At 61.9% G+C, this 14,822-nt stretch carries 1 protein-coding gene; it reads right to left on the bottom strand.

Translation table 11 applies throughout. The annotated features are described in order from the left end of the window. On the bottom strand, positions 1-14,804 hold a 14,804-nt coding region (locus ACFPN2_RS22790; protein ID WP_380600885.1), incomplete at its 3' end, for an amino acid adenylation domain-containing protein. Between the last annotated feature and the right edge of the window lie 18 nt (positions 14,805-14,822).

Genomic DNA, 14,822 nt, shown 5'->3' with positions numbered 1-14,822 from the left:
GGCGCGGCGTCCTCGATCATGTACCGCAGGCGTTCGGCTGGATAGTTCGGATCGAGCGGCACATAGGCCCCGCCTGCTTTCAACGTCCCGAGCACTCCGATCACCATCTCGAGACTGCGCTCGATACAAATGCCGACCCGTCGGTCCGGGCCGACGCCCCGCGCACGCAGATACCGGGCAAGCTGATTGGCTCGCCCGTTCAGCTGTTCATACGTCAGCGACTGTGTCTCGTACATCACCGCGAGGGCGGTTGGCGTTCGTGACACCTGCGCTTCGAATAACTCGTGAATCAACTGCGCTTGCGGATACGGCAGCGCAGTCGCGTTGAACTCCTCCAGCAACTGGCGGCGTTCGATGGTCGGCAGCATCGGCAAGGTGAGCGCCAGCGTCTGCGGTGACCTCTCCAGCGCCTCCACCAACGACTGCAGGGCGGTGTGCAGGTAATCGGTCAATCGCTGCGGATCGATGCGTCGATCGGTCTGCGCCGTGAGTCGGAAGCCCTCGATGCCCAGATCGTCCACCGACAGCGTGATCGGATAGTTCGTGCCGGTGCGCCCCGCCAACACCTCGATCCCTTCGGCACTCGACCAGCCGCCTCGTGCTCGCTGCAGCCCGTGACGGAAGTTCAACAATGCACTGAACAGCGGTGTCGACCCCGACACGGCGCTCGCACGCTTGGCCACGGTGAGCGAGGCCTGTTCGTGGCCCAGCAGTCCCACCAGCTCCCGCTGCGTGCGTTCCACCAGTTCCTTCGCGCTGACTTGATCCAGCTGCAACCGCAGCGGCAGTGTGTTGATGAACAATCCCAGGATCTGCTCAGCCCCGGCACTGCCCTGCAGTCGACCGAGCAGCACCGTGCCGAACACCACATCATCGCGGCCACTGGTATGCGCAACCACCAACCCCCACGCGGCATGAAACAACGTCGCCGCACTCACGCCCAATCGACGCGCCTGATCCCGGGCACGCGCTGCCAAGGTCCGCTCCAGCACTTGCTGTGCTTGCCGGATCTGCGTGCCATCGCCATACACATCCAGCAGGCCGAACGGCGCCGTCGGCTCCTCCACCGTCGATAACTTCTCCCGGAAGAAGGCATCGGCATCGTGACGACGCGCATACGCCAAGGTCTGCGCCACATGATTGCGATATGGCACCGAGGGCGGCAGCAGCTGCGCCCGACCCTCCAGATGGGCGATGATCTCCGAGATCACGATCCCTTGAGAGGTGTTGTCGCTGATGATGTGATGCAGCTGCAGTAGCGCAAACCACCGCTCGCTGCGTGGATCGCGTGCCACTTGCAGCCGTAACAACGGCGCCTGGCGCAGATCCATCCGTTGCCGTTCCGGCTGCAGCCACTCCCGAAGCTGTTCGTCCAGCGCCCGTATCGGATCGAGCACCATCTCATCCACCGGCAGCTGAGCGTGTCGATAGACGACCTGCACCGGTCGGGGCAGCCGCTCCCACAGCACCGCCGTGCGCAGGATGTCGTGACGATCGATCACTCCCTGCAGCGCTTCGATCAATGCATCCAGCCGCTCGCGCGAGGCCACCGACAGCACCGTCGGCACGACATACGGATCGCCGCCCTCCTCGTTCATCAGGTGATGAAACAGGATGCCTTCCTGCAGCGGACCGAGCGGATAGATGTCCTTGATGTTTGCTGAGCCGCCGCCGACCGATTGGCCGATTCGATCGAGATGCTCAACTGACAACGCCACGAGCGGCAGCATTGCTGGCGTGATCGCGACACAATCGTGCGGTATGCCGTTCGCGGGTACGATCCACTCTTCCTCCGCACCGGCACGAATGGCACCGCCGAGATCCGATATGACCGGCGTCTCAAAGACCTGGCGAACGTTGGTCGACAGGCCGACGCGACGCAGCCGCTCCATCATCTGCATGATCAGCAGCGAATGACCACCGAGCTCGAAGAAGTTGTCTTGTCGTCCGACCCGCTCTACTTGCAGCAACGATTGCCAGATGCCGACGAGGATCTCCTCCACCTCCCCTTGCGGCGCTTCGTACTGCCGAGTGGTGTAGGCACCCACGTCCGGCGCTGGCAAGGCGCGACGATCCAGCTTGCCGTTCGGGGTCAGCGGCCATCGCTCGAGTGCCACAAAGGCGCTCGGCACCATGTATTCGGGCAAGGAGCCTTTGAGATGAGTGCGCAGCGTCTCGAGATCCACCGCCTCATCCACCGTGTAGTACGCAACCAGTCGCTTCTCGCCGGGCGTATCCTCGCGCGCAATCACCGCCGCTTCTTTGACGTGCGGCTGCTCGAGCAACTGCGCTTCGATCTCGCCCAACTCGATGCGGTAGCCGCGGATTTTCACTTGATCGTCGTTGCGCCCCAGGTACTCGATCGTGCCATCCGAGCGCCACCGACCCAGATCGCCGGTCTTATACATCCGCGCCTGCGCATCGGCGCTGAAGGGATCGCGAACGAATCGTTCTGCTGTCAACGCTTCACGATTCAAATATCCGCGCGCCACACCGGCACCGCCGATGTAGATCTCGCCCGTCACGCCGATCGGCATCGGTTGCTTCTGGCGGTCCAGAATGTAGATCCGGCTCTCCGGCATCGCCCTGCCGATGTTCGGAGTCTCAGCAGCGATGCGCCCGATGGTCGCATCGACGGTGCACTCCGTCGGACCGTACATATTAAAGAAGGACACATCGCTAGCTGCCGCCAGCTCTCGCCAGGCCGCAACGTCGATCGGCTCTCCGCCGATCAACAGCTTCCGTAGCGAAGACGCGCGCCCTTGCATGAAGCCGCCTTCTCGAAGCATGCGCAGATGCGATGGTGTGCATTCCATTGCCTCGATCCGATGTTCCTCGATATATGCCAGCAACTGCTCCCCGTTGAAGCGTGTTGCCTCGGACAACAAGTACACCGAACGGCCTTGGGTGAGTTGGCCCCACGCCTTGACCGCCATATCGAACCCGACCGACGAGTTCCACGCGATGCGTCGGCAATCGGGAGCGATCCCGTGGATACACTCTTCCATGCCGCGCAGGAAGTAGAGCACGTTGCCGTGCTCCACCATGACGCCCTTGGGCTGACCGGTGGATCCCGAGGTATAGATGACATACGCCAGATGAGACGGAGTCAGCCCCACTGTGCGACTGTCAGGATTCTCCGAGGACGCGCCGACGGCCGTCGCCATCTGCTCGTAGGAAACATCGTTCATCACTACGGCCAGACAGGCCCCGGGCACCTCGAACCGATCGCGTAAATGAGTTTGTGTCAGGATCGCCACGGCCTCGCTGTCCCGAAGCATGTGAGACAGTCGATCGCGCGGGTGTACGGGGTCGAGGGGCACGTAGGCGCCACCGGCTTTGAGAATACCCAGTAAGGCCACGACCAGGTCCAAGCTGCGATCCAAACAGAATGCAACACACCGATCCGGTCCAACGCCGTTCGCACGCAGGAGATGGGCGAGCCGATTGGCGGCGGCGTTGAGTTGCGAATAGGTCAGCGACTTTCCTTCGTAAACGATCGCCGTCGCGCCGGGTGTGCGTGCGACCTGCTTTTCGAACAGCTCGTGAACCAGCTCGTTCCTTGCAACTCTTCGCTCAGATGCGTTGAACGACGCGATCACTTGCTCACGTTCGGCAGCGGGCAGGACCTCCAGCTCGAGTGCCGGCGTATGGGGGGCGGATTCCAGTGCCTGCACCAGCGACTCCAGCGCCGCGCGCATGTGTCCGAGCGCACGCGTCGGATCGATACTTGATGCGGATTTGAGTTCCAGGAAGAACGCATCACCCTGGTCTTCCACCGTAAGCGCCAGCGGATAGTTCGTTCCGCCCTCCGTACCGAGCAGACTCACGCCGGTATCGATGAGCTCCGAGCGCACATCCACCGCGCTGTGCACGTAGTTCATCAGGCTGCTGAACAGCGGCGCCGAACTGTCGATCCCGCTGCATCGCTGAGCCACCGCCAACGGTGCCTGCTCATGATCTAACAGCCCGATCAGCTCCTGCTGCGTCAGATCGACCAGTGCCGCTGCCGTGACAGCCGTCAGACGCAAGCGCAGCGGCAGCGTGTTGATGAACATTCCCAGAGTTCGCTGTGCGCCCGCGGTTCCTTGCAGCCGTCCGAGCAGCACGGTTCCGAACACCACATCGTCCCGGCCGCTCGTGCGCGACACGACCACACCCCAGGCCGCATGAAACAGCGTCGCCGCGCTGACGTTCAATCGTCGCCCCTGCAAGCGAATGCGACTTGCCAGCTTCGGCTCGAGCCGTTGCCGCACGTTGCTCAGCTGACCGCTCTCACGCACCTCCAGGACGCCGAACGGCGCGGTGGGCTCTTCGACATCCGCGAGCTTTTGGCGAAAGAATGCTTCTGCATCGTTGGTTTGCGCACGTGCCAATGCCTGCGCCACGTGGTTCCGATACGGCACCGGCTCACCGAGCCCGTCGGCGGCACCGCGCAGGCAGGCTGCCACCTCCGCAAACATGGCGCCCAAGGACTGGTTATCACAAGTGATATGATGAGACTGCAGGATCGCATAGCAGACATTAGCCGGCTCGGGCTGTGCCACATACAAACGCATCAACGGCGCGGTACGTAGATCGAGCTTCAGGCCTGCCGGCGTCATCATCTCTTGCAGCTGTTCTATGGGATCGCGATTGGCATCCAGCACCAGCGATTCAACCGGCAGCCTCACCTTTCGCTGGACGACCTGCACTGCCCTGGGCAGCTGCTCCCAAAGAATCGCGGTTCGCAGAATGTCGTGCCGGTCGATGACTCGCTGCAAGGCCTCGATGAACTGCTGCAGCTTTTCCGGTGAGGCAAACGACCATAACGTGGGACGAAGATAGATATCTCCGCCCTGCGCGCTCAGCAAATGATGAAACAGAATGCCTTCCTGCAGCGGCGCGAGCGGATAGATATCCTGGAGATTCGCGAATCCGCCGGGCAGCGCTCGAGCGATCCGCACGATGTCGTCGCGCGACAGCTCCACCAACGGCAACATCTCGGGCGTGATATCGACGCAGCCCTCCGGTATCGCATTTGGGGGAATCGCGAGCTCCTCGCGAGCCTCCGTGCGAACGACGCGCGCGAGATCCGTCAGTGCCGGGCTGTCGAACACCCGGCGAACGTCGGTCGCAAGACCGACGCGACGCAGGCGTTCCATCATCTGCACGATCAGCAGGGAATGACCACCCAACTCGAAGAAGTTGTCCTGCCGCCCGACGCGCTCGACGCGCAGCAGTTCCTGCCAGATACCCGCCAGTGCCGTCTCCACCGGACCTTGCGGAGCTTCATACTGGCGCTTGGTGTATGCCGTGAGCTCAGGTGCAGGCAACGCCCGCCGATCCAGCTTGCCGCTCGAGGTGAGTGGCAGCCGTTCCAGAACGACGAACGCGCTAGGCACCATGTACTCCGGCAGCATCTCTCGCAGGTGCGTGCGCAACTGCTCCGGCGAAGGGGCGATAGCGCCCTCCTCGGTGCTCGGCACGATATAAGCGACGAGCCGCTTTTCCCCCGGGACATCCTCTCGCGCCAGCACGATCGCATCTTTTACCTGCGTATGTCGGGCCAGCTGCGCCTCGATCTCTCCAAGCTCGATGCGAAACCCTCGGATCTTCACCTGATGGTCGTTGCGCCCCAGGTATTCGATCGATCCGTCCGGCCGCCATCGGCCGAGATCGCCGGATTTATACAAACGCTCCGTGAACTCGACAGCGAGGCGCTCGCCCCGGAAAGGATCGAGGATGAATCGCTCCGCCGTGAGCTCGGCTCGATTCAGATAGCCGCGTGCAACGCCGGCGCCGCCCACATACATCTCGCCGGCGACTCCGATCGGTACCGGCTGCCGATCCGGGTCCAGGATATAGACACGCAGGTCGGGAATGGGCTGACCAATCGCATTGTCACGCGCGGAGAAAATCTGCTCGATGGTGAGCGGATCCCGATAGGTCACGTGCACGGTCGTCTCGGTGATGCCATACATGTTGACCAGATGCGGCCGCTCCGCTCCGTTGCGCTCTATCCAGGGTCGCAGCGATCTCAGTTCCAGCGCTTCACCGCCGAAGATCACGACACGCAACGAGTGCTTCAACTGCGCGTTGCGAGCCTGCGCGTCAATCAGCTGCACGAACGCGCTGGGCGTCTGGTTCAACACAGTCACCCCTTCCTCGCAGAGCAGTCGATAGAAATCGTCCGCCGATCGCGCGGTCAGATACGGCACGATCGCCAGCCGTCCACCGTAGAACAGCGCCCCCCACAGCTCCCACACCGAGAAATCGAAAGCGAACGAGTGGAACAGCGTCCATACATCCCGCTCGCCGAACTGGAACCAATGCTCGGTGGCGGTAAACAGCCGGGTCACGTTCCGGTGTTCGACCATGACGCCCTTCGGCTTGCCCGTGGAGCCCGACGTATAGATGACATAGGCCAGGTGATGCGGCTGCAGCCCGGTCGTCTGCCGATCCGGATCGGTCGCCGGGTACGAAGAAACATCGCTCCAGTCGTCGTCCAAGGCGATGATAGTTGCCGGATGCCCCTGAAAGATGTCGCGATGCTTCGCCTGGGTGAGCACGACTCGCGGCGCGGCGTCCTCCAGGATGTGCTGAAGCCGCTCTCGAGGATATGTCGGGTCCATGGGAACATACGCCGCCCCGGACTTGAGAATCCCGAGCAGCCCGACCACCATCTCCACGCTTCGGTCCACGCAAATGGCCACGAGCTGATCTGGCCCCACGCGATGCGCGCACAGGTAATGAGCGAGTCGGTTCGCTCGCCCGTTCAAATCCGCGTACGTGAGAGCGTGCGCGTTGTACGTGACGGCTGTGGCATGCGGCGCGCGGCGTACTTGCGCCTCGAATAGCTCATTGATCAGCTGGTCGCTCGAAAAGCTTCGATGCGGGTTGAATAACTCCATCACTTGGCGACGCTCTTCATCTGGGAGGATGGACAGCTGCGCTGTCGGCGTCTGCGGAGCTTGCTCCAAGGCCGTCACCAGAGATCGAACCGCGGTTTGCAGGTAGCTCAACACGCGCCGCGGGTTGACGCGCCGATGTGTTTGCGCCGTTAGCGCAAACTCTTCGCCGAGATCGTCGACCGATACCGTGACCGGATAGTTGGTTCGATCCTGGACCGCCAGCGCGCGAATGCCGGTGGCGTTCGACCACGCTGCCTCGCGATCCGGCACGCTATGACGATAGTTAAACAGCGCGGTAAAGAGCGGTGCCGAGCCCACGATGCCACTTTGACGTTGAGCGACTGCGAGCGATGCCTGCTCGTGAGCCAGCAGCTCGATCAACTCTCGCTGCGTTTGTTCAACCAGGCTTCTAGCCGTCGTTCCATGCAGCTGCAATCGCAAAGGAAGTGTGTTGATGAACATGCCAAGCATCCGCTGCGTGCTGGCATGGCTTTGCATTCGACCGAGCAGCACGCTGCCGAACACAACCTCATCGCGTCCGGCGGTGCGGGCAACGACCAGCCCCCAACCGGCGTGAAACAATGTCGCCGCGCTCACACTGAGGCGTCGCGCCTGCGCTCGCACACGTCTTGCCAGCTCGGGCTCGAATTCCTGGCGCGCCTCGTCGATCTCACTGCCGTCGCCTCGAACATCCAGCAGGTCGAAAGGCGCGGTGGCTTCAGTGATGTGTCCCAGCTTTTCACTGAAAAACCGTTCGGCTTCTCGCGTCCGGGCATATGCCAATGCCTGCGCGACATGATTTCGATAGGGCACGGCAGGCAGCGGCTGCTCGGTGACCTTCTCGAGCCGCGCGACGATCTCAGCCGTCAGCGCTTCAAGCGTGACGTGATCTATCGTCATGTGATGAAGCTGCAGAAGCGCGAACAAGCTGCCGCTTGGATGGCTGGCGATCCGCAGACGCAGCAGCGGCGCTTGCCGTAGATCGAGCTTCTGTCGATCCGGCGCGATCCATTCCTCAACTTGCGCCAACGCCTCGCGCTCTGGATCCAGGTCGATCTCCTCGACCGGCAGGATCGCCGTGCGATAGATGACCTGCACCGGCTGAGGCACACCATCCCATATCACTGCCGTGCGCAATACGTCGTGACGATCGATGGTCGCCTGCAGGACAGCGATCAATTCCGCCAGACGTTCCCGGGATGAGATCGAAAGCAGCGTCGGCAACACATACGTGTCTGCGCCCTGCGCACTCAAAAGATGGTGAAACAGGATCCCTTCCTGCAACGGGGCCAACGGATAGATGTCCTGGACGTTCGCTGCGCCACCCGGAACGCCATTGACGATTCGTTCGATGTGCTGCGTGGTGAGCTCCACCAAAGGCAACATTTCCGGAACGATGGTCTCGCACTCCTCAGGGATCAGGTTTGCCGGCACCTCGAACTGAACAACGGCGTCGGTTCGAAGCACTTTGGCAAGATCGGCAAGACTCGCACTGTCGAAGACTCGACGCAGCTCGGCTGACAAGCCCACTCTGCGCAGGCGCTCGATCATCTGTACGATGAGCAGGGAATGCCCGCCAAGCTCGAAAAAGTTATCGCGTCGTCCGACCCGATCGACGTGCAGTAGCGACTGCCAGATGCCGGCCAGGACCTCCTCGACCTCGCCTTGTGGAGCTTGGTATTCGCGGCTGGAATACGCCCGCAGATCGGGCGCCGGCAATGCGCGACGCTCCAGCTTTCCGTTCGGTGAAAGAGGGAACTGCGCAAGCAGCACGAACGCACTCGGCACCATGTACTCCGGCAGCGCCGTTTTCAAATGCGTGCGAAGTGCATCGACGCTCGGACTGCAGCCATCGCGGCCCGTGACATACGCAACCAATCGCTTGTCGCCGGGGACATCCTCTCGCGCCAGCACCACCGCTTCTCTCACGTGCTCGTGCTGAAGCAGCTGCCCTTCGATCTCGCCCAGCTCGATCCTGAAACCGCGGATCTTCACCTGATGATCGTTGCGTCCCAGATACTCGATCGCGCCATCGGCACGCCAGCGCCCCACGTCGCCCGTCTTGTACAAGCGCGCTGTGGGATCGGTGCTGTACGGATCGGCGACGAACCGCTGCGCCGTCAGCTCAGCACGATTCAGATAACCTCGCCCGACCCCGACGCCCCCGATATATATTTCGCCATTCACCCCGACCGGCACGGGCTGCAGATGACGATCCAGCACATACATCTGAATGTTTCCAATGGGCCGGCCGATCGGCACGCGTGTCCCCACCGCGTCAGGCGAGCATTCCCATGCGGTGACGTCGACAGCCGCTTCCGTGGGGCCATAGAGATTGGATAGCTGCACCTCGGGCAGACACTCGTGCACCTTCTTCTGCAAGCTGGCGGGCAGTTCCTCGCCGCTGCACACTATGTGTCGCAGACTCGGGCAATCGCCGAGCCGATACTGATCCAGAAAAATCTGCAGCATCGATGGCACGAAATGCACCGTCGTCACCCCGGACTGCTGAATCAGTCGACGCAGATACTCCGGATCTTGATGTCCCTGCGGACGTGCCACGACCAGATGTGCCCCACTCATCAACGTCCAGAAAAACTCCCAGACCGAGACGTCGAAGCTGAAGGGCGTCTTCTGCAAGACTGCGTCGGAGGGGCCCAGGCGGTACGCGCTCTGCATCCACTGCACACGATTGATTACCGCGCGGTGCTCGTTCATCGCGCCCTTGGGTCGGCCGGTCGAACCCGATGTATAGATGACATACGCGAGGCGACGGGGCGCCGACTCCCGGTTCATGACCGGAATGTTCTCTACCGGCTGGGTGTCGATCTGTGCCCAGTCCGCATCGAGCCGGAGTGTCGGCACATCCACAACCGGCAGCTGCTGCAGTCTCTCCTGCGTGAGCAATAGTCCGGGAGCGGCATCCTGCAACATGTACTCGAGCCGTTCCGCTGGATAGGCGGGATCGAGCGGAACGTAGGCGCCCCCCGCCTTCAGAATACCCAGCAGCCCCACCACCATCTCCAAACTGCGCTCGACACAGATGCCCACCAGGCGATCCGGTCCGATGCCGCGAGCCCTCAAGTAATGAGCCAGCTGATTCGCCTTCGCATTGAGCTGCCGATAGCTCAGAGATCGTTCTTCGAAGACGACGGCCACAGCATCCGGCGTGCGATGTACTTGGTCCTCGAACAGCTCATGAACGAGCGACGCTTTCGGATAGTCCGCCTGTGTCGCGTTGAACTGACGCAGTACCTGGTGGCGCTCGTTCTCGCCCATTAACGGCAACCGGCTGATCGGCAGTTCCGGCAGGCGAGTCATGCTCTCGAGCACTGACTTGAAATACCCGACCCAGCGGCGGATGGTCGACTCATCGAACAGATCGGTTGCGTAGTTCAGCGTTCCCTTGATGCCTTCCGGCCCATCCTGCAACGACAGCAACAGATCGAACTGGGCGGTATGCAGCGGCACCTCCTGCTCGACCATCGTCAGGCCGGGCAGCTCCATGACGCTGCGAGCCGCACTCTGCAATACAAACATTGCCTGGAAGATCGGACTGTGGCTCAACCTGCGCGAGGGCTGTAACGCTTCGACAACGCGCTCGAAGGGAACGTCCTGGTGAGCGTAGGCTCCTAGCATCGTCTCTTTCACTCGGTGCAAGAGAGCGCTGACCGTAGGGTCGTCCGGCAGTGACACTCGCACTGCCAGCGTATTGACGAAAAAGCCGATCAGCCCTTCGACTTCGACTCGACCGCGGTTCGCCACGGGCAAGCCGACCACGACGTCTTCCTGTCCACTGAGTCGGGCCAACACGACGGTCCACGCCGTGTAGAGGGTCATCGCCAAAGTCAGGTTGTACTGGCGTGACAGTGCCTTCACTCGCGCGGTGAGCTCTTCTCCCAATTGGACCTTCGCTGTCGCTCCCCGATAACTCTGCGTCGCCGGGCGGGGCCGGTCCGTTGGCAGCTCCAGCATTTCCGGCGCCCCACGCAGATGCTCACGCCAGTATTCGAGCTGCTCGGGGGGCAGCGTGGCGATCGATTGCCGTTGCCACAGTGCGTAGTCGCCATACTGAATCGGCAAGTCTGGCAATGAATGGGCGACGCCCCGGCGGCTCGCCGCATAGAGGGCAGCCAACTCCCGAAGCAGCACCTCAACGGACCAACCGTCGGAAATAATGTGATGCATCGTGATCAGCAGCACGTGCTCATCGCGGGCCAACTGAAGCAGGCGTCCTCGGATGAGCGGCCCCGAGCTCAAGTCGAATAGCTGAAGCAACTCCTCGCGAGAGTGTTGCAGAACGAGACCTTCCCTCTCCTGCTCGCTGTCTGCGGAAAGCACCGTGATGTCGAGGATGCAGCTCGACTCGCGAGCAATCCTCTGGACCGGTTCACCTTCCAGCTCGATGAAGGTCGTCCGCAGCGCTTCGTGCCGGGCGATCACTGCATTCAATGCGACTTGCAGCGCCGCGCAATCGAGGTCGCCGCGCAATCTGACAGCGACAGGCACGTGGTACGCCGCACTCCCGGCTTCCAGCCGATCGATGAACCAAAGCCGTTGCTGGGCCCCGCAGGTTGGCATCACCTCGGCATTCAAGCCGTCACGACGGCGGTACACGGGGATCGACTCAGCGGCGGCTCGATTGCTACGGAGCCCGTCGATCTGCTCGCAAAGGTCTTTCAAGACAGGACACTTGAACAGCAGTCGGATCGGCGGCTCGACTGCCATCGTTTGTCGCAGTCGTGAGCTGACTTGCATGGCAAGAAGCGAATGTCCGCCGAGCTCAAAGAAATCGTCGTCGCGGCCCACCTGCGCAACCTGCAACAGCTCCTGCCAGAGCCGCGCAACCGTTCGTTCCGTTTCGCTCCGCGGCGCTTCATATTCGCGACTGGCATACGCGCCCGCATCCGGCGCCGGCAGCGCCCGCCGATCGATCTTTCCATTCGATGTGAGCGGGAATGTTTTCAGTATCATGAATGCACTGGGCACCATGTACTCCGGCAGCAGCGTCTTCAGATGAAGACGCAAAGCCTCTGCTGTGAGGCCCGCTTCGGCAGCCTCGGGCTCACGTGGCACCACGTATGCGATCAGCCGCTTGTTGCCGGGCCGATCCTCCCGCGCGATCACCACGACGTCTTTGACCTGCTCGTGCCGGGCGAGCTGGGTCTCGATCTCTTCCAGCTCGATACGAAATCCGCGGATCTTCACCTGGTGATCGTCGCGGCCCAGATACTCGATACATCCGTCCTCGCGCCAACGACCAAGATCGCCGCTCTTATAGAGGTGCGCGCTTGGATCCGCACTGAAGGGATCTCTCACGAATCGTTCGGCAGTGAGGTCGTCGCGGTTCAGGTAGCCCAATGCCACGCCATCGCCGCCGATGTAGATTTCCCCGATAGCGCCGATCGGCACCGGTTCGCGATGACGATCGAGAATGTATATCTGCGCGTTCGAGATCGGCCGACCGATGGGAATGCTCGTGGCGCCCTCATCGACACTCTCGACGAGGTGAGCCGTTGAGAAGGTGGTGCACTCGGTCGGGCCATAGACATTGAGAAAACGCGTCGGCGCCGCGGCCTTCAACACGCGTCGAACGGTCCTTGGATCCAATGCATCGCCGCCCACCATGAGATAGCGCAATCGGGCGAAAACGTCGGTCAAAGCATCCGCGTATTGGTTGAACAAGCCGACGGACATGTACAGTTGCGTGACCCGCTGTCGCTCGAGCAGCTCGGCAAACTGATCTGCTTCCAACACCACCGAGTGCGGCACCACCGCCACTCTGGCGCCGTTCAGCAGGGCGCACCAGACTTCGAAGGTCGACGCATCGAACGAGGGATTGCTGTAGTGAGCGATGCAGTCGTCGGCATCGATGCGCGCATACCCGTTGTTGATCGCCAGCCGGTTCACCGCATGATGTGGAACGATGACACCCTTGGGCGCGCCGGTGGACCCTGAGGTGTACATCACGTAAGCGGCAGCAACGCTGCCAGTTTCAGTCTCCACATTCTCGGCAGATTCATCTTGAAGCGGCAATGACGAGCAATCGATCCAGTGCATGGGCTGGCCGGAGAGCGCAGCTGAATTGGCAGCATCGGTAAGCACCACACGAGCGCCACAATCGCGGATCATGAATGCTCGTCGCTCGGCGGGCTGCTCAGGATCTATCGGTACATAGACGCCGCCACACTTGAGCACTGCAAGCTGCGCGACGATCAGCTGCGGCGATCGCCCCATTACCAGCGGCACATAGTCGGCCGCCTCCACGTTGTGCCGGCGCAGGTAGTTCGCCAGGCGATTGGCCTGTCGATTGAGCTCACGATAGGTGAGCGAAGCCTGCTCGTACACGAGCGCAACGGCCTCAGGCGTACGCCGCACCTGATCTTCGAACAGCTGATGGACCCGCTTGTTTCTCGGATAGATCGCTCGCGTCGCATTGAAAGCGCGGAGCGTCCGGTCTCGCTCGAGATCCGTCAGAATCGACAGAGACGACGCTTGCGTTTCTGGAGCATGCTCCAGAGCATCGACCAGCGAGCCTAGGGCAATTTGCAGCATGCCCATGATCCGGTCCGGTCCGATCCGCCTGTCGACCTGTGCGGTGAGCGTGAAACCATCGCCGAGATCGTCGATCGTCATCGCGATCGGATAGTTGGTCCACGCTTCGCCTCGTGCGAGCACGCGGATACCCGCCGTCTCGCTGGGCGGCGCGTCGGCATCTCGCGCCGTGTGCCTGAAGTTCAAGATGCACGTGAACAGAGGTGCCGTGCCACCGATCTCGCTGCACCGCTGAGCGAGCGGCAAAGGGGCTCGGCGATGATTCAGCAGCTCTCCGAGCTCATCAGCCATCGTCCGCACCAACTGCTGTGCAGTCATCCCCTGCAGCTGCAGTCGCAACGGCAGCGTGTTGACAAACATACCGAGCACGCGCTCATCCGCGGACTGCCGCCTTAGCGACGACAGCACCGTGCCAAACACGATGTCATCGCGGCCGCTCGTTCGAGCGACCACGAGACTCCACGCGGCATGGAAGAACCTGCCAACGGTAACGCCGGCGCGGCGAGCCTGCTCACGAATGCGTCGGTCAAGTTCAACGTCGAGCGTCGCGCTCGCCTCATCGATTCCGCTGCCATCGCCGTGAATATCGATGAGCCCGAAGGGCGCCGTGGACTCATCGACTCCGGCCAGCTTCTTCCGGAAGAATTCCTCGGCAGCCGCCTCGTCGGTGCCGGCTTCCGCAAACAACTGCCGATACGTCATCGCCGGCGGCAGCTGCCATGAGCGTCCGCTTGCGGTCATCATCGCTTCATCGACCAGCATTCTGAGCGACTGGTGATCGCAGATGAGGTGATGCACCTGAAGCAGCGCGAAGCCTCGAGTGGCGTCCGAAGGCTGCACCAGCAGCAGTCGAACCAGCGGTGCAGCGCCGAGCTCGAAAGCTGGCCGGCCCGGCCGCATCAGCTCGTTCAGCTGTTCCCTCGAGTCGAATCCGCCCTTCAGCGTCAGTTCTTCTATGGGCAAACGCGCGCGTTTACATACAACTTGCACCGGTCGCGGCAAGTCTTTCCATAGCACCGCGCTGCGCAAGCTTTCGTGTCGATCGATCGCACTCTGCAATGCCTCGGCGAGCAGCTCCGCGTCGGCACGACTGCGCACCTCGAACAAAGTCGAGAGCACGTAAGTGTCGCAGGCCTCGTTGAGCAGCCGATGGAAGAGGATTCCCTCCTGCAACGGCGAGAGTGGGTAGATGTCCTGGATATTGTCCGGGCCGTCAGACACGACGCGTGCGATCGCTCCCCACTGCTCCCGACTGAGCTCTTGGATGCTGAGGAGTCCAGTCGACTCGGACGGCAGGCTCGCTTCGCTGTGGGGTCCATCAATCGCATCGGAATGATCGAGCGCATGATCGTTCATCGGTTCTCTGCCCTGAGA

It is taken from the genome of Steroidobacter flavus (assembly GCF_042651805.1).
GTDB classification, from domain to species: domain Bacteria; phylum Pseudomonadota; class Gammaproteobacteria; order Steroidobacterales; family Steroidobacteraceae; genus Steroidobacter; species Steroidobacter flavus.
Note: the sequence above shows the minus strand (reverse complement) of the source record. Positions and strands in the feature narration are given on the sequence as shown.